The sequence below is a fragment of the Viscerimonas tarda genome, from assembly GCF_054601255.1.
Window position 1 is genome coordinate 15,034 of sequence record NZ_BAAHWV010000003.1, and the last position, 15,901, is coordinate 30,934.

20 protein-coding genes and 1 pseudogene are annotated in these 15,901 nt (G+C 43.2%); 6 read left to right on the forward strand and 15 right to left on the reverse strand.

The window, feature by feature from the left end:
• Position 1: 1 nt before the first annotated feature.
• The 6 genes and pseudogenes from ACYPWY_RS01670 to ACYPWY_RS01695 form a co-directional block, all read left to right on the forward strand.
• On the forward strand, positions 2-1,564 hold the full coding sequence (locus ACYPWY_RS01670) for a hypothetical protein (protein ID WP_459683641.1): 1,563 nt from the start codon (positions 2-4) through the stop codon (positions 1,562-1,564).
• A gap of 107 nt (positions 1,565-1,671) precedes the next feature.
• A complete protein-coding gene (locus ACYPWY_RS01675; RefSeq protein WP_459683642.1) occupies positions 1,672-2,097 on the forward strand; it encodes a phage protein Gp36 family protein in 426 nt (141 codons plus the stop codon).
• A 139-nt stretch (positions 2,098-2,236) separates the two neighbouring features.
• Positions 2,237-3,544, forward strand: a complete 1,308-nt coding sequence (locus ACYPWY_RS01680) for a phage portal protein family protein (RefSeq protein ID WP_459683643.1) — start codon at positions 2,237-2,239, stop codon at positions 3,542-3,544.
• On the forward strand, positions 3,538-4,839 hold the full coding sequence (locus ACYPWY_RS01685) for a phage head morphogenesis protein (RefSeq protein WP_459683645.1): 1,302 nt from the start codon (positions 3,538-3,540) through the stop codon (positions 4,837-4,839). Before ACYPWY_RS01680 ends, ACYPWY_RS01685 begins: the two co-directional genes overlap by 7 nt.
• A 116-nt stretch (positions 4,840-4,955) precedes the next feature.
• Positions 4,956-5,561 (forward strand): phage virion morphogenesis protein, encoded by a 606-nt coding sequence (locus ACYPWY_RS01690; protein ID WP_459683647.1) that lies wholly within the window; start codon positions 4,956-4,958, stop codon positions 5,559-5,561.
• A gap of 112 nt (positions 5,562-5,673) precedes the next feature.
• A pseudogene (locus ACYPWY_RS01695) lies at positions 5,674-6,102 on the forward strand (hypothetical protein); the annotation flags it as partial.
• Between the two features lie 873 nt (positions 6,103-6,975).
• Here ACYPWY_RS01695 and ACYPWY_RS01700 read toward each other — a convergent pair.
• The 15 genes from ACYPWY_RS01700 to ACYPWY_RS01770 form a co-directional block, all read right to left on the reverse strand.
• Complete coding sequence (locus ACYPWY_RS01700) at positions 6,976-7,233, reverse strand: transposase (protein WP_459683648.1); 258 nt, start codon at positions 7,231-7,233, stop codon at positions 6,976-6,978.
• A 112-nt stretch (positions 7,234-7,345) separates the two neighbouring features.
• On the reverse strand, positions 7,346-7,555 hold the full coding sequence (locus ACYPWY_RS01705) for a hypothetical protein (RefSeq protein WP_459683650.1): 210 nt from the start codon (positions 7,553-7,555) through the stop codon (positions 7,346-7,348).
• A gap of 43 nt (positions 7,556-7,598) precedes the next feature.
• Positions 7,599-8,264: a DUF3164 family protein gene (locus ACYPWY_RS01710; RefSeq protein ID WP_459683652.1), complete on the reverse strand. Its 666-nt coding sequence runs from the start codon at positions 8,262-8,264 to the stop codon at positions 7,599-7,601.
• 36 nt (positions 8,265-8,300) lie between these two features.
• On the reverse strand, positions 8,301-8,702 hold the full coding sequence (locus tag ACYPWY_RS01715; protein WP_459683653.1) for a hypothetical protein: 402 nt from the start codon (positions 8,700-8,702) through the stop codon (positions 8,301-8,303).
• Positions 8,689-8,982, reverse strand: a complete 294-nt coding sequence (locus ACYPWY_RS01720) for a hypothetical protein (RefSeq protein ID WP_459683654.1) — start codon at positions 8,980-8,982, stop codon at positions 8,689-8,691. The genes ACYPWY_RS01715 and ACYPWY_RS01720 overlap by 14 nt, the downstream gene beginning before the upstream one ends.
• 27 nt (positions 8,983-9,009) lie before the next feature.
• A complete protein-coding gene (locus tag ACYPWY_RS01725; protein ID WP_459683655.1) occupies positions 9,010-9,171 on the reverse strand; it encodes a hypothetical protein in 162 nt (53 codons plus the stop codon).
• A gap of 358 nt (positions 9,172-9,529) precedes the next feature.
• Positions 9,530-9,769: a hypothetical protein gene (locus ACYPWY_RS01730; protein WP_459683657.1), complete on the reverse strand. Its 240-nt coding sequence runs from the start codon at positions 9,767-9,769 to the stop codon at positions 9,530-9,532.
• Positions 9,770-9,775: 6 nt separating this feature from the next.
• On the reverse strand, positions 9,776-10,144 hold the full coding sequence (locus ACYPWY_RS01735; RefSeq protein ID WP_459683659.1) for a hypothetical protein: 369 nt from the start codon (positions 10,142-10,144) through the stop codon (positions 9,776-9,778).
• Positions 10,141-10,410, reverse strand: coding sequence for a hypothetical protein (locus tag ACYPWY_RS01740; RefSeq protein WP_459683660.1), 270 nt, complete (start codon positions 10,408-10,410; stop codon positions 10,141-10,143). The genes ACYPWY_RS01735 and ACYPWY_RS01740 overlap by 4 nt, the downstream gene beginning before the upstream one ends.
• A 69-nt stretch (positions 10,411-10,479) precedes the next feature.
• On the reverse strand, positions 10,480-11,097 hold the full coding sequence (locus tag ACYPWY_RS01745; protein ID WP_459683661.1) for a hypothetical protein: 618 nt from the start codon (positions 11,095-11,097) through the stop codon (positions 10,480-10,482).
• 15 nt (positions 11,098-11,112) lie between these two features.
• Positions 11,113-11,973 carry an AAA family ATPase gene (locus tag ACYPWY_RS01750; protein ID WP_459683663.1) on the reverse strand — a complete coding sequence of 287 codons (861 nt, stop codon included), beginning with the start codon at positions 11,971-11,973 and terminating at the stop codon, positions 11,113-11,115.
• Positions 11,974-11,993: 20 nt separating this feature from the next.
• Positions 11,994-14,117, reverse strand: coding sequence for a kinase (locus tag ACYPWY_RS01755; protein ID WP_459683665.1), 2,124 nt, complete (start codon positions 14,115-14,117; stop codon positions 11,994-11,996).
• Between the two features lie 3 nt (positions 14,118-14,120).
• Positions 14,121-14,861 (reverse strand): DNA cytosine methyltransferase, encoded by a 741-nt coding sequence (locus tag ACYPWY_RS01760; protein WP_459683666.1) that lies wholly within the window; start codon positions 14,859-14,861, stop codon positions 14,121-14,123.
• Between the two features lie 225 nt (positions 14,862-15,086).
• A complete protein-coding gene (locus ACYPWY_RS01765) occupies positions 15,087-15,500 on the reverse strand; it encodes a hypothetical protein (RefSeq protein ID WP_459683668.1) in 414 nt (137 codons plus the stop codon).
• Between the two features lie 13 nt (positions 15,501-15,513).
• Positions 15,514-15,729 (reverse strand): ArsR family transcriptional regulator, encoded by a 216-nt coding sequence (locus ACYPWY_RS01770; RefSeq protein WP_459683669.1) that lies wholly within the window; start codon positions 15,727-15,729, stop codon positions 15,514-15,516.
• Positions 15,730-15,901: the final 172 nt, after the last annotated feature.

The window sequence follows — 15,901 nt, forward strand, 5'->3', positions numbered from 1 at the left end:
GATGGTCAAGAAAAGACTTACACCGGAAGACCGCCAGGCGATAAAGTATTGGGAGGAATTAATAGAATCTACCAAGAACGGTTCAAACATTAATGCCGAAGATACGCAGGCGGAAATTAACGCCCGAAAGAAACGCCTGGAAGCAGACGATGAAGCCTGGTTTAAGTATTATTTCGAGCAATATTATACTTGCGAACCGGCTGACTTTCATAAAAGAGCGACTAAACGTATCATGCAAAACGATCGCTGGTACGAAGTAAGGGCATGGTCGCGTGAGTTGGCAAAGTCGGCACGTTCCATGATGGAAATAACCAAACTTGCGCTAATGGGCAGGATAAAAAATCTACTGCTTATCTCCAGTTCCGAAGACAATGCCAAACGCCTGCTATTGCCATTTATGGCCAATTTTGAAGCAAACAAGCGCATCATTCAGGACTATGGAGAGCAAAAGAAATTCGGCTCGTGGGACGAAGGTGAATTCGCTTGCCAATGCGGATGTTCGTTTCGCGCTATTGGTGCAGGACAAAATCCGCGTGGTACGCGTAACAAGAATTACCGGGCAGACTTTATCCTGTTCGACGATATTGACACGGACAAAGAGTGCCGGAACCCTGACCTAATAGATTTTAAGTGGAAGTGGATTGAAAAGGCAACCCTTCCAACCATGTCCGTGTCGGGTAATTACAGAGTTCTATTCAACGGGAACATCATAGCCAAGGATTGCTGTATTACACGCGCCGTTGCAAAGGCAAAATCCATTCCTAAAATTGGCTATATCGAAATTATTAATATACGCGACAAAAAAGGAAATTCAGTCTGGCCTCAAAAAAATTCGGAAGAGGATATTGACCAGTTTCTTTCCTTAATTAGTACGGCAGCCGTACAGCAGGAATTTTACAACAATCCGGTTTCTGAAGGCGAAATTTTCAAGGAAATGGTGTGGGGAAAAGTCCCGGCGCTTTCCAAGTTTAAGTTTTTACTTATCTATGGAGACCCTGCTCCGAGCGAAAACAAGACCAAAAAGAGTTCGACCAAATCGGTGTGCCTACTGGGCAAGCTGAATGGAAAGCTTTATGTAATCAAGTGCTTCCTCGACAGGGGATTGAACACTGAATTTATTAACTGGTATGTGAAATTGCTTGATTATGTCGGCGGAAGAGTTCCGGTGTACTCCTGGATGGAAAACAACAAGCTTCAAGACCCATTTTTCCAGCAAGTATTTCAGCCTATCGTCCGCAAGATTCGCAAGCAAAAAAATATAGCGCTTTACATTAAGGGCGACACGGAACCGAAAACGGACAAGGCAGTCCGTATTGAAGCAAACTTGGAGCCGATGAACCGCGAGGGCAATCTAATCCTGAACGAAGCTGAAAAAGACAATCCGAATATGGTGCGAATGGAAGAGCAATTCAAACTATTCACCATACGATTGGATTTCGCCGCCGACGGCCCCGACACGGTTGAAGGCGGAAACAGAAAGATTGACCAGAAACTGCGCGAAGCCGAACCGGAAATAACGATTAACCGGAGGTCGGTACGCTCAAAAAACAAGAATAGATTGTAATTGATGTGCTGATGTGCTAATGTGCTAATTGGCGCAAAGCGACAAAAATTCATCAGCACATCAGCAAATTAGCACATTAATTCATCAGCACATTTAAAAAAAATATTATGAGCCAATTTATTGATTTAACAGACTATGACGCCAGCATCCATCGCGAGATATTGGACGCCCTGACGCGCGACGACGATACCATTGTTGAAATATGCGAGGACAGAGCTATTGCCGAAATGCGTGGAAAACTGTCGCGCCGGTATGATGTGGACGCCATTTTTTCGGCAAACGGAACAGACCGCAACCAACTAATATTGATGATGGCTATCGACATCTCCGTCTATCATATTTTTTGCATACATAATCCGCAAAAGTTATCGCAAGTGCGTAAAGACCGCTACGAGCGAGCCTTAGAATGGTTGAAACAGGTAGCAGATGAGGATGTAAGCATTGACGGAGCGCCGCTCCTGCCGGAAGAAGAACGGCGCGAGAAAGCCACATTTTTAACAAAGTCGAACCCGAAGCGGAGAAATTATTATTGATGTGCTGATGTGCTAATGTGTTGATGTGCTAATTGGCGCAAAGCGACAACAAATTCATCAGCACATCAACACATTAGCACATCAGCACATCATCGTATCAGCACATCAGCAAATTAGCACATCAAAATTATTAAAAATTATGAGGAAGAAAAAAAACAAAATAACATCCGGCGGTAACTTCACACGCCAGGGACAAACAGCATCGACCATCACACTGACACAGCCGAAGCGTTTCAATATTGATATATCCGACTACACGAACGCTGTCAGGCAGGCGGAGAATGTGGATTTCTCGCTCCGGACAAAGCTATACGACTTGTATGCCGACATATTGATGGACACGCACCTTACATCAGTAACCGAGAAGCGCAAGAATGCCATCTTGTTCACACCCATTACCTTCAAAAGGAATGGTGTTGTTGACGAAAGAATAGATGAGCAGTTGAAATCTCCCTGGTTCTACAAATTCCTGTCGGACGTATGGGATTCCCAGCTTTGGGGTTTTTCGTTTTTCCAGTTCTACATGGAAGGCGAATGGATGAAGTGCGACCTCATTCCGCGGAAGCATGTTGACCCGGTGAAGCGCATAATAAAAAAGCGACAGGAAGACATTACCGGCGAAAGCTGGGATGAATTTGACGACACCTTATTTGTCGGCAATCCCGACGACTTGGGCAAGTTGGCCAAATCAGCCCCCTGGGTTATCTACAAGCGCAACACAATAGCAGACGAGGCACAATTTTCCGAAGTTTTTGGAATGCCTATCCGCGAATACGTGTATGAAACCGATGACGACGAAGCGCGCAAGCGAGCCATTGAAGACGCGGAAAACTCCGGCGGTTCGGCAGTCATCATACATTCAAAAGAAAGCTCATTAAAATTGATTGAGAGCGGCAATAAAAGCGGAAGCGCCGATGTGTACGAGACATTGACCAACCGTTGCAATGCCGAACTATCTAAGCAATATTTAGGCAATACCTTAACCACGGAATCGGGTAAAAACGGAACTCAGGCTTTGGGAACCGTGCAGAAGGAAGGGGAAGAAATGGTCAACAAGGCAGACGAAAGACTTATAATCGACATCTTGAACTACGAGATGACGGACATTTTCGCCAACTTCGGATTTGACGTCAGGGGTGGCAGGTTTGAGTTTGAAAAATCGCAACAGGTTGATGCAAATAAATTGATTGAAATAATCGGAAAACTCCACCAAATGGGTCTTCCTATCTCATTTGATTACCTGTACGAAACATTCGGGATAGACAAGCCTGAAAATTTAAACGAGCTAATAAAGATGCTCGAAACTAAACCGGAGAAAGAGCTGGAACCGGAGACGAAAGAAGAGCCACAACCGGAACCCACCGCCAAAGGAAAGAGAAATTTTATAAACCGGTTTTTCGATTTTTTCGGAGGCGCCCTCGGCAAGGGGGCAGCTTTAAAGTGGTAATAGACAAACTCTATTATGAGCGCCACCCATTTAGCAATGCTGCAAGTTCCTCTTTTTCGTTCGACGAGGAAAGGCTGAAAGATGCCATCCGCCGGATATACGAAAAAAAGTTTAATCCGTTGACAGAAATTGATGAGGGGATATTCAACGAAACATGGAAGCTCTTCAACAAGGCGACAGACGAGGGCTTCGGCAAACGGAACGAATCCGACCCCGATTACGATTTTTATCAGCAAATCAGGCACAACAATGCCGTTTTCTCGGCATTCAGGACACACAGGCTACAAAACGATATGGCCGCCCAACTACTGGACGACAAGGGAAAATTAAAACCCTTTGAGCGATTTTCGGCGGATGTGGAACCAATTACCGGCAAGTACAATCAACAATGGTTGCGTACTGAATACGACACGGCTATTATTCGCGCTCATCAGGCCGAGGACTGGCTGAAGTTTGGCGAGGTAAAGGACATGCTACCCAACCTCCGGTGGATGCCAACAACAAGCCTTACGCCCGATGCTGTTCATCAGCAATATTGGAGCATTGAACTCACGCTTCCACAGGAACATCCCTTTTGGAAAAGCCATCGACCGGGCGACAGGTGGAATTGCAAATGTACATTGGATGCGACAGACGACGAGGCTACGAATGCCGAAATGATACCTGATGGCGGCGAAGCGCCGGACAAAGGATTGGATAATAATCCGGGCGAAGATGCCAAGTTATTCAGCGATACGCATCCGTATATGGAGAATGCCTATCCCGATGCAAAAAAGGCGGTCGGTAAATTTCTAAGCGAAAATATACCTGTTCCTGAATCTGAAAATTTCAAATTGCAAAAGCAATACAAAAACGGCGGAGAGGTATTGGTACATCAGGAAGTTAACAGAAAAGGAAGCGATTATAAACAGCTGGTAACAATAGCTAATTTGTTTGCAAAACAGGGCAAGCCTGTTAAGTTAACTCCATCTGTACACTTCAAATCGGAGGCCTATTCTCAAATATACGGCTCACTGACAGATACGCCTTATTACCGAAAATGTCCCGACTTGAAGATAGGAGACTACTTTTATGAATTTGAAAGCTATGTTCCGCCATTCAAGAAAATCAAAGTATCGCACATGCTTACAAATGGATTTAAACAAGCTTCACGCATAATCATCAACAATACAAAAGGAGGTTCGGACAGGTATATAAAACGACTGATTTACGAGCGGATAAACAAGGGTATTCCTGTTGATGAAGTATGGCTGTACGAAAAAGGAAGTGTAAGGATGCTCTATAAAAAACAGTAGGGAGATATACTCCCCCTGCTAACGCCGTCCCGCAGGAAAGCTAGGAAACTTGCATTTCCATGACACAAAGATACGCATTTATTTTAATATTCAAATAGTATTCAAATATTATTCAAATGGAACTCAAAGATTTAAAAAAACAGCTGGAGTCCATTCCCAAGAAGATGGATGAACTAATCAAAAATAAAATGCCGAATAGAGCCGGTAGGATGGCTGTGCAACACTTCAGGAATAACTTTCGCGAAAGTGGATTTGTGGATGGCGGTTTGCATCCATGGAAGAAATCGAAGCGGCAGGAATCGGGCAAAAAATCGGCAGGAAGCAATTACAAAACGCTGACTAGCGGTCGTAATCACCTGATGATGAGTACGCGCTATGTAGCCTCTTCGGGAGCGGTAACAATCATCAACAACCTGGACTACGCATCTATACATAACGATGGCGGAACTATCAACAGCCACCCCGCCGTTACGCCCAAGATGCGCAAATTTGCCTGGGCGCAATATTTCAAAGCCTTGGGTGTGAAGAAAGGAAAGAAGTTATCAAAAAACATGACTATACCCGAGGATGCGGCAAAATGGAAACGCCTGGCGCTCACCAAAAAAACAAAACTCAATATCAAAATCGTGATGCCGAAACGTCAGTTCATTGGCGACAGCCGGGAGCTGCAATACAAAATAAATGCAAAACTCGATACGGAGTTAGAGAAAATAATTTTTTGATGTGCTGATAAATTAATGTGCTAATGTGCTAATTGGCGCAAAGCGACAACAAATTCATCAGCACATCAACACATTAGCACATTAGCACATTATTCACATTAGCAAAAAAAATATGGAAAATTTATTCAACGACATTCAGAAGCACATTGCCGACAACTTTCCCGAATTAAGTTTAATTGACGAGGATTACGGCCAGTTGGAAGCGATTGAAACAGAGGAAGACACTTATCCGGTAACATTCCCCTGCGTATTAATCAACACGCCCGAAACCGAATGGAGACAACTTGGCGGTTCCGCGCAACAGGGAACTTGCAACGTTATCGTTCGACTGGCCATCGACTGCTACGAAGATACTCATTACGGAAGCGGAACAGAAGAAAAAACAATCGACCGGCTCCTGTTCGCTCATTCTATTCATCAGTTTTTGCAGGGATTCAAATCCAGCAACACAAGCCCGCTTATTCGCCGTTCGAGCCGAAATTACAGCAGGCCTCACGGTATTAAGGTGTATGAATTTATCTACAACTGCACGGTGAGCGACATTATTGCTCCGCCAAAACCAAAACCCGTACCAGGCGAAATTCCTCCGCCAAAAGGCGACTATTTCTTCGCAGTCGCCTACCAGAACCCTGCCGAAGCGCGCGGTTACAGCTACGCATACGGCGCAAATTCTACAGATTTGAATAAGTTATGCAATACTAATTTAGCCATCATTCAATTAACCAACAGCAATGGCGTTGCTGTTGATTTTCTGAACAGGTCTATTCTTGGAGTATATTTTGGCAATATGTTCGATTTGACAGCTATACCAGCTAATTTTTGCACTACACTTCCTCTGTTAAATCAACCTGTTGAACTGCCAAACGGAATTACAACTATCAATAGAAATTTTATGTCAATTTGCTTTTCATTCAATCAGCCCATTATGATTCCGAATAGCGTTACTAATCTGCAAACATCATTTTTATCTAGCTGTTACTCATTCAATTCGAAAATAAAATTTTCTGACAATCAAACAAATTTAATTACTCCATTGTATAATTGTTATTCGTTCAATCAAGATTTTATCATCCCAAATTCGGTTACTTCGATAAATGGATTTGGAGGCAGTTGGCGTTCTTTCAATAAAAAGTTAGTCATCCCAAGTAGTATTACGTCATTTATTGGTACAATAATGAATGGAAGCTATCTGTGGTACGCTAACGGCGAACTGGAATACAACTCGCCGGTATTACCACCGGAGGATGTGAATAGTTTTTCGGGCGCCAATCCTATTCCCGAGGGATTCGGAATTCGTGTATCCGGCAGCAATGCAGCTGCGCTGGTGGCTGCCTTTCCCGAGTCGAATGTTAGCCCTTATCGGCGGTTAATTTTGGATGTGTAATAAAAAAAGCCCCGAAAATTCGGGGCTTTTTTATTCGTTTATAAACAGCGACAGTTGCGCCGCTGAAATCTTTGGTTTTCTGACCTTGGGAAAAGGAGCCGGATTGAGGTGATTGCATTGCCGAATAATAGCAAGAACTCGTTGTTCGGAGATAAAAAATTCGTTTTCTGAAAGAACTTTCAGCGTGTCATCGAAGCGAAGGCGCTGTACTTCCGTCCAGTAATAGTACCGACGAATCAAAGCAGAATTCCGCTTTTCAATCAGTTTTCTATCTCTCCCTCTAGCCATAAGTGATTATTTATTACAAAAATAGCTATTTTTATTATAGCATTGTAAAAAAAACGGATCAAGAATACCTGATCCGTTTTTTTCAGTTTACTTATTAAACGGAGATTACTATTTATCTGATTCTACGAATTAATAGCCACGCCATTTTCGCCTTACCCAATACCTTTTCCGCTACCATAATGGCAAGGCTATGAGAGCTACTCATTACTACCACTCGACGGCGCAGATAATCCGAAGCAACATACAGAAAATCCTCATCAATCAGTCTGTGAAATTCAAAGTGGTATATTCGGCGAATTTGGCGCAATAATTTTGTTTTCATTCTCTATTTTTTTTATACTTATCTCTAGGGAACGGTGAGGATATTACGATTCTGTCATGCCAAGCGGTATCGCTTTCCATTTGTTGTTTTTATCGCGCTCTTCCGCTCGCAGGAACGTTTTGCTTGGTGTTGGGCGGTAGCTTTCTTCAATGATGTGAACGCCTTCCACAAAACGGTCGTTACCGCTCTCATTGGCAAGTTTGCGAAGTTGCATTACCCGGCTTGCTTTCAGATTGCCCTGCGTATCTTTCGACAGCAGTTTAAGCACCATTTCCACCAGTCCTTTGGTTTTCTCATCGCTTGCCAACGAGGTAATGTATTCCTTGACCATTGCAATTCCGTCTTCCACGGTGTCATCGTAACCGTCCAGCATATACATTCCCAAGGTAAGCCGGTATTTGCCTTCCGCATCCGTAAAAGTGTGCGTTTTTTGATTGTCGCGAGTAAGTTTCATTACATCGCTCTTCATGTCTAAAATCGCACTGAAGTTGTCAAAAACACGCTCTTTGTTTTTAGTCAACGCCCGACTGACAGCCAAAAGGCGCGGAATTGATTTAACCACTTCGTCATTGACCAACTGACGATATTGTTCACGTTCGGATTGCGCACGTTTCTTGGAATTTTCTTTTTCCTGCGCTTGTTTAAAAGCCTCAAATGCTGCTTTTTCTTCTGCCGTCATCAAAACGGCTTCTTTGCTTTCAGTTTCCATAATTCATTTAGTTTAAATTGAAATTATTAAATACGATTACCTTCCCTTGCGGGCGATAGCGCGGAGCTTGACCAATAAAGCGTGCAATTCGTCTCCGTCCAATTTTCTGAATACCTTTCCGGCGATGCGGGCGTCGGAGCAAAACGCATCCACCCGCATCCAGTCGGCAGTGTCGATACCGAACCGCTGCATTAGGTGCAATACCGCCGACCGCTTTTTCCTGATTGCATTTTGTGCAGGTTCCCGATTGGCGGGAACGGCCAATCTTTTCATTCCTTCCAATGCCGACAGATATTCCGGCATGGTCATCTCGCGCAGGCTGTACGTGCGTCCAAACGTGTACGACATGACGATTTGTTTTTTCAACTCGTCGCGGTCGGAACAGGGCATCCGGTTTAGCAGTCCGTAAAAGGCGGCGTAGTTGTCAGGCTTGCTCATTGTCTTTCTCAAATTTAATTCTGACCTCATTTTCTGTTAGAATATAGCAGTGCACATTATGTAATTTTACGGACGATTTCACTTTTAATACACTCTTTTCCAGCTTCCATCCCGCTCCATTTTTGAGTACATCTTCTACAAAAAGTTCTTCTGCACATTTGATGACATAGTCCTTTTCGCTATCTTTTTCCATTAGCGAAAAAGCGCGGTAAGTTAATGTCTTTGGCTTAAAATTAGCAGGCAGCCCTACTTTTACTTCAATGATTGCTACTTTGTTCATAATTCTTTTTCTAAATAGGTTAATAATTCATTGTTCCCAATTCTCGTCTATTTTAGACCATTGAAATCCGATTTCATTTCCGTTCGGATGTCTGAAATCATATACTTCGTTTCCATCTTCACGAAGGGAACGCACCACATTTTGCTGATAAGTGTTTCGCCAACTACTTGCTACATATATTTTTGCCATAATCGCAATCTTTATAGTTGCCATAAATATCCTCTACCACTTCAAACCCATTTGTGTGTACTATTACGGATGCGTGGGGATGAATTTATTCTTGTAATAATTTGATAATAGGTTTTATTGCTTCATCAAATTTTTTCTGTAATTCTCTATCCATTTTATTAAACTAATTCAAATTGTACTGTATAATTATATTCATTCACTAATCGCCGTATTTGGCGAATTTCCATCGGGTTGGAAAGGTAAGCCGCTACGATTGTATGTTGGCGGGTGATTACTCTAAAACCTTTCTTTCTGAGCCTGTAAACCAAGTTATACTTGATTACGCGAGATTTCGGGGGGGGGGGGGATTTTGCATAACTCATACATTTTCATTTTCGTTTTCTTCTTTTCCTAAAATAGAAGCCACAAAAGCCATTGTCATAGGAAAGGCTTGTTCCTCCAGTTCCGTAACATCCACCACGACCGGCTCGCGGTCGAAGAATCTGCGTTGTAAATCTTCCGTTGAAATCACGTCATCGCTTACGTCCAAAAACGAAGCGACTTGCTGTACTTGTTTTTCGTCCACCAGCAGGCGGATTGCTAAAATTTTCTTTGCCATAATTTACTACTTTATTAATTGTTTATACTCCTCTTCCTTTTTCCGTACCCACTCGTATATGTCCGTCCATGCGGGCAGTCCGCCCACTTGCTTGTCGTCGATGTACAAGTGCGCATACACTTTCCGCGAGTTGTTTCCATATTGCTCCACCGTTGCCGGATGGTGGTCGTTTATCCGGTGGAACTTCACGCCTTGCGCCAGCAGGTAGTTGATTGCATTCAACAGGCAATCGTCTCCTCTGCACGTCCAAATTATAATGTAATGCCCCTCGTCGTAGAGCCGGTTAATTACATCTTTCGCATACGGCTGCAAGCCGTCTATGGCAGGGTATTTGCCCCTGCAAATCGTTCCGTCAAAATCTATTGCTATAATCATAATTCATTCATTTGATAATTGTTATAAATGAAGTTCGCGAAATCTTTTGCCGCAAGCGACAAACGGTTCAGCTTGTCAACTGCCTCATTGATTTCTTCCGAATTATTCAAGTCATTCCACAGCCTGATTGAACCGTTGCAATCATGAATTGTCAGTTTCATTTTATTATCCGAATCTATTTTCGCGTGATAACTCGCCATGCTTCTTGCACTATCCGGCAGCAAAAAGCCTTTTTTGTTGTACTGTTTAATCTTATTTTCTTTCATTATTTTTTTTAATTCAAAATTTTTAATTCTTCATTCATCAACACATCAGCACATTGTCATATCAGCACATCATTTCTCTCCCCAATACCTTGTAGCGCCTTCCGACCATATCGTATATTCCCCGGTTGAGCCGATAAACCGCCCTTTGGAAAAGGCTTTGTAACCCTCCACCCATATCTTGAGCGAAGCATCATACATCACACTCTTTGCCGCACGTCCTGCCGGATTTCGACCGTCCGCGTGGCTTGTGAAGATTATCAGTTTGTCGCGGTGCTTTTCCTTAAACCGGATATATTCCTTGTAGCTCATTTGGCTATATTGGAAGCTATCCACCACATAGTAGTCCGGCGATTTGTGTCTGCTCATGCGCTCGCTTAGTTCGCTGACCGGTTCGCAGTTGAGCAATTGCAGTTTCCGATTGACCGAACTCATGCCGGTGCGCTTGAAACTGTTTTGAATGGAAAGGCTGTCGCCCTCTTCCAAACTGTTGTAAGCCACACGTCCGTATTTGCACAGTTCCTTGCAGAGCTGCATGACAAAGCTGGTTTTCCCATTGCCGGAGTTGCCCCAGATAAACCAAACGCCTACACGTTCCGGCGCACCGAATGCCTCCGAAAATTTGCCTTCAAATGGGAAAACAGCCTTTTTCATGCTGAGTATTTCGTTTACACTTCTTGCTCGTTCCATTTATTTTTAGTTAAATCATTTTATATTGCGAATTAACTTTTTGACCCGCCTCAAATCGAAATTGCAAGTTTCGACGTCCTTAATAACATCGTTTATTTTCCGCTTATCATCCAATCCATTAGCTAAACAAATGGCATAAACCTCGTTAGGGCTTATTCCGTCCAAATGGAAAAACTTGCGTCCGATGCGGCTGTAAATCTCGTTGTAGCCCTTTTTTTTGCGCATAGTCCCTAAGTCCATGCGCCGCTTGATGTAGTCGGTGGAAAGGAAGATAATGCCGCATTTATCCTCCAAGCGGTTATAGAAGTCGATAAAGTAGTGGAATACCTTCTCCGGAAGTTTGTCGAATTCGTCGAACACCATTAGTGGCGATTCCATCTGAATGACTGCGCCGATAATCAAGTCCCACGTTTCGCGCAGGGAAAAACCTTCCGTTTTCAAACCAATAGTGCGAGCTGTCTCGCGGATAAAATCCCTTTTCTCCATATCCTCCGAACACAGGACGTAAAACACTTCCCTGTTTTCTTTTGCATACAGTTCGGCGGTGGCGGTCTTCCCACAACCGGCATCGCCCACTATCCAAGTTACATTTCGGAAGTCCTGCGCATTACGCATCGCAAAACGGATTTCCTGATACGTGTTTGTTTCCACGATTTGCCAGTCGCCAGTAGCAGAACTGTTACCCACTTGCGAAGCAATATTACGAAACATCTCATCGCTGATATTGTCGTACTTGCCGTTGAGAATGGTAGAAACCGTTCCGGCGCTCACACCCTTCAAACTTCCGGATGCTTTGTTCTGACTTGGGTACTTTGCCACGTATGCGCGTAAATTGGCGGCGATGGCATCTTTTTCTTTTACTGTTAATTCGCTCATGATTACTATGTATTAATTGTTTACAATTTTCCTGCTGCTCGTTTATAATTGAAATTGACCTCTTCGTTTTCCAATTTATCAAAGGTCTCAAGACTTATTAATTTGTTCACTTGTGCTATTTCAAGCGGATTGTGACTGTATTTTCTTACACGCCTGTCAATTTGCCTTTGTAATTCATCATTAACTTCATTGCTCATGCTTTTTAATTTAGGCGTTTGAAGTCCGTTTTGTTCCGGTGCAACGCCATGTTCGTATTCTATTTCCTTTGCATCCAATTGCCGTTCAATCCGGTCTTTAATATCGGCAGCCTGCTCCTGTCGTATAAATTTAGCATCTCCTTCCGCTTGTTCCTGTATATTGCGATGGATGACCATATACGGCTCGGCAATGCGTTCAAAGCGTAACTCTCCGGCTTTGTCCTGCCAATATAGCCGAACACTTGTAAAATCGTTGGGGTCGTACTTTACAAAGAATCGTTGGTAAGTATGTTTGCGCCTCCATGCGTGGTCAGGAACACCCGGATCGGAATAAACCTCATACCGGTAATTTTGTCCTTTCACTTCGATTTCTATGCCGCCCGAAGTAAATGTGGAAGGTTTGTCTGTCTTTACCCAAAACATCTCTACCATATCCAAAACCGATATTTCCGGCGTTTCTTCGTTCACGCTCGACTGATACTTTTCCCACCGGGTAACCAATTCTTCCTTAAGTCCCTTATTATCCTTTTTGACCTTCAATGTTTCGCCTGTCGTTGCCATCGCTCGCGTTCCGTTCCACATTTCACGTGCTTCAGCGTATTTTACCTTCAATTCGGCAAGGGTATAAAGTTTATCCTTATTGGCGTGTATAAACTCAAGATTCGGGCGACTGTTGGCTTTCTTCGCCGTAATGTTTTGACCGGTAAAACGCCAGTCTTGATGCAACACTTGTGACTGAAACATTCCGAAAGAACCTTCAATGCTTTTTGCCTGTGGCGTGTTCGGAGCGGTTGGTCGGTGGATGTGACTTATTTTTCCGTAAAAATCCTGTAATTTCTTTGTTTTAGAGCCTCCTTGATTGTCGGTTACTATTTCGTAAGGTTTATGTGCCGATACCTGTACAGCCATTCGGAAAGCGTTGTATTGCGCTTCGTAATCTTCCGTATCTGATATATAGTAACCTAAAAGGACTTCGCTGTAAGCATCCATAACTTCGTAAACCATCGTGGTAGCCATTTCGCCGTTTTCGTCCTTGTAATACAAATTGAGTTTAGTACCATCGCCGTACCACAAGGAATCTCGGAGACCGGAAAGTATGGTTTGATGCTTACGACCGTAGCGTTGGTGCGCTTTCAGTTCGCCGTAAACAGCATCGTACCAAAGTGGCTCAATATCCGGCTGTGCAAACCATTGTTTCATGCTGCGAATGCTTTTTAAGGGCTTCCAACCCTTTTCGGCTGCTATCCGGTTGAACTCGTCAAACAGTTGGGTGTCGGTGTACACCGGAACGCGGCACCGTTTTAGTGCTATGATTTGGCGACCGGCTTCCCCTGTAATTTTTAACGTGTTACTATTTCCGATTTTACCGGAAATCAAAGAGCCGTAACCCTCTTTTTTGTACCGGTTGATTTTGTCTTTCAATCGGGCGGTATTGTTGGGTAAGGTGTGTCCGTAGGTCTCGCGCAGTTTCTCACAACTTCCGGTAATGATGTCCCACAAATCCCGGCGGCTGTTGTTGAGCGCTTTTGTCAACGCAACCTTATCGTTGAGGTCGCGGATAAGCACGTTCAACACCGATGCATTGATGGTATATTCGTCTTTCAGTTTTTCGCTCAAATGGGTTTGAACACCGTTCAAATCATATTCAAACGCCTCGTAAAACGTCCGGGCTTTATCGTCCAATTTGATTTTGTCTTTCATTTGCTGTTTTTTAAGCAGTTCTACCGGGTCGCCATATTTGGCTTCGTAACGTTGACGGTATTTTTCGGGTAAAGAGTTATAGACAATCAATGCGCAGGAACCTTCACCGCCTCCACGACACACCCGCTGTATATTTCTTCGGGCAATATTTTGGTCAAGGGTGCTTCTTTTCATTACCGGCTCTCCTCCATCCGTAGAAGTCAGTTCGCCGTAGGTTACGCACATTATTTTGTTATAATACTCCATGTGTCAGTTAGATATTCTATCTATCACTTTATAAATTTGGTAGGCTATTCTTGGGTCGATAGCGTTTCCAAGTCCCTTAACTCTGTCCATCCAGTTGGAAATCCCATAAATCTTTCCAACCAGTCGATCGGAATCTCGCATGGTTCCAATCCAGTTATCACAGTCACTCGCGTCACAAAGTCCCGGCTCTTCCGCTTTTTGGCGTGTATCATTAATGAGTTCCGGGTGTACTTCATTCGCCTCCATGCCGATGCTTCCAAGGCTGGCAATAATCCAAACCCGCTTTCTGTACTGAAATGAGTTTTTACCACAAGCTGGTACAACAAACGTTTGGACTTCGTAGCCTTCGCTTTCCAAATCAGATAGCACTTGTTCGAGTACCATTCCGTTTGATATAGAAAGGATGCCACAAACGTTTTCAGCAACGACCCATTTCGGTGCAATAGTTCGTATTGCTCGAAACATCTCCGGCCAGAGGTAACGGTTATCGGCTGTACCTCTCTGTCTGCCGGAACAGGAAAACGGTTGACAGGGAAAACCTCCGGAAACAACGTCAATTGTTCCTTTGTATCGGCTAAAGTCTGTGTCTTTGATGTCTCCATACAATTCGATGTTTGTAAAATTCTGTTTTAGGACTTTCCGGCAAAATTCATCATTCTCGCATTGGAATACATTTGTCCAGCCGCACCATTGAGCCGCCAAGTCAAATCCACCAATTCCGCTGAATAAACTACCGTGTGTCATTTTTAATTCTCTTGAAGGTTTAGGGGTACTTTCTTAATTAGCCGGACGGAATTGGCAAAATTCAAAACAACCAACAGTATCGCCCACAAAGGACTTTCATCGCCAATACAAAGTGTGCAAAGGCTAAGACAGAAATAAACACAATAAAATTTGTGTGTCCGGCTCAAGCGTAACAGAACGCGAGCATCTTTTTCCCCAAGGATGTAAATTAAAAGTCTTTTCATATTAATAACCGTCTATAAATTGTTTGCACTGTTCCTTTGTCGAACATTCATATTCCGCTTGCCTATATCCTTTCGGCTGCTCTAATTCGTCAGGTGTATATACGTTATACTCTTCGGTAATACCGTCCCACTCACATAGCCATCCTTTGTATTTGAATGTTTTATTCACTATTCCCGCTATCTGAATATTACCATTGCCTATTATCGTCTGACATATCGCACCATCCATGCGTGTATGTTTCTCAACTATTCCAAACTCCGGTAATTCATATCCAAAAAACTCCGGAAACGCCTTAACGAGTTTGCACCTGTTTTTCATATCAGCCTTATAAAACAACTCCTTTAGGGCAACATTAAACGAACCTTCACCAGTTCTCTTTCCATTGTGCATCTGCATAAATACGCTTTCTTTCATTTTATACCTCCTTTCATTTAATCGTGTTAATCTCACCAATCTTATCAAAATCATGGTTCAGACAACCGGTATCAATACCGCCACGTTCCATTGCCGCCTTCCTGATTTTCCGGGCAAGAAAACTATTCTTCTTGAAAGACAGGGAATAAGTTACCATCTGCCGGGAGCATTTGAACAGTTTATGAAGTTCATTTACTTCCCCTCTTTCTACTACAATTCTTTGTTTCATATCAATATGTTAATTTAAAATTATATCCGTTTCCATCTGCAATTGAGCTAATAGCCCACGCTTCATACGTGTACAATCCGTGTGTTTAATCTTTCCATTTCTATTGTTGTTTTTAACTTATTACTTATTTTGCTATCTTTGTGGAGTGTTTACATTTGAAACAAGTGGCAAA

Excerpts from the sequence above, each read along its gene's own strand:
- ACYPWY_RS01670 (WP_459683641.1), top strand. The coding sequence starts at position 2 with ATGGTCAAGAAAAGACTTACACCGGAAGACCGCCAGGCGATAAAGTAT.
- ACYPWY_RS01675 (WP_459683642.1), top strand. The coding sequence starts at position 1,672 with ATGAGCCAATTTATTGATTTAACAGACTATGACGCCAGCATCCATCGC.
- ACYPWY_RS01680 (WP_459683643.1), top strand. The coding sequence starts at position 2,237 with ATGAGGAAGAAAAAAAACAAAATAACATCCGGCGGTAACTTCACACGC.
- ACYPWY_RS01690 (WP_459683647.1), top strand. The coding sequence starts at position 4,956 with ATGGAACTCAAAGATTTAAAAAAACAGCTGGAGTCCATTCCCAAGAAG.
- ACYPWY_RS01700 (WP_459683648.1), bottom strand. The coding sequence starts at position 7,233 with ATGGCTAGAGGGAGAGATAGAAAACTGATTGAAAAGCGGAATTCTGCT.
- ACYPWY_RS01705 (WP_459683650.1), bottom strand. The coding sequence starts at position 7,555 with ATGAAAACAAAATTATTGCGCCAAATTCGCCGAATATACCACTTTGAA.
- ACYPWY_RS01710 (WP_459683652.1), bottom strand. The coding sequence starts at position 8,264 with ATGGAAACTGAAAGCAAAGAAGCCGTTTTGATGACGGCAGAAGAAAAA.
- ACYPWY_RS01715 (WP_459683653.1), bottom strand. The coding sequence starts at position 8,702 with ATGAGCAAGCCTGACAACTACGCCGCCTTTTACGGACTGCTAAACCGG.
- ACYPWY_RS01720 (WP_459683654.1), bottom strand. The coding sequence starts at position 8,982 with ATGAACAAAGTAGCAATCATTGAAGTAAAAGTAGGGCTGCCTGCTAAT.
- ACYPWY_RS01725 (WP_459683655.1), bottom strand. The coding sequence starts at position 9,171 with ATGGCAAAAATATATGTAGCAAGTAGTTGGCGAAACACTTATCAGCAA.
- ACYPWY_RS01730 (WP_459683657.1), bottom strand. The coding sequence starts at position 9,769 with ATGGCAAAGAAAATTTTAGCAATCCGCCTGCTGGTGGACGAAAAACAA.
- ACYPWY_RS01735 (WP_459683659.1), bottom strand. The coding sequence starts at position 10,144 with ATGATTATAGCAATAGATTTTGACGGAACGATTTGCAGGGGCAAATAC.
- ACYPWY_RS01740 (WP_459683660.1), bottom strand. The coding sequence starts at position 10,410 with ATGAAAGAAAATAAGATTAAACAGTACAACAAAAAAGGCTTTTTGCTG.
- ACYPWY_RS01745 (WP_459683661.1), bottom strand. The coding sequence starts at position 11,097 with ATGGAACGAGCAAGAAGTGTAAACGAAATACTCAGCATGAAAAAGGCT.
- ACYPWY_RS01750 (WP_459683663.1), bottom strand. The coding sequence starts at position 11,973 with ATGAGCGAATTAACAGTAAAAGAAAAAGATGCCATCGCCGCCAATTTA.
- ACYPWY_RS01755 (WP_459683665.1), bottom strand. The coding sequence starts at position 14,117 with ATGGAGTATTATAACAAAATAATGTGCGTAACCTACGGCGAACTGACT.
- ACYPWY_RS01760 (WP_459683666.1), bottom strand. The coding sequence starts at position 14,861 with ATGACACACGGTAGTTTATTCAGCGGAATTGGTGGATTTGACTTGGCG.
- ACYPWY_RS01765 (WP_459683668.1), bottom strand. The coding sequence starts at position 15,500 with ATGAAAGAAAGCGTATTTATGCAGATGCACAATGGAAAGAGAACTGGT.
- ACYPWY_RS01770 (WP_459683669.1), bottom strand. The coding sequence starts at position 15,729 with ATGAAACAAAGAATTGTAGTAGAAAGAGGGGAAGTAAATGAACTTCAT.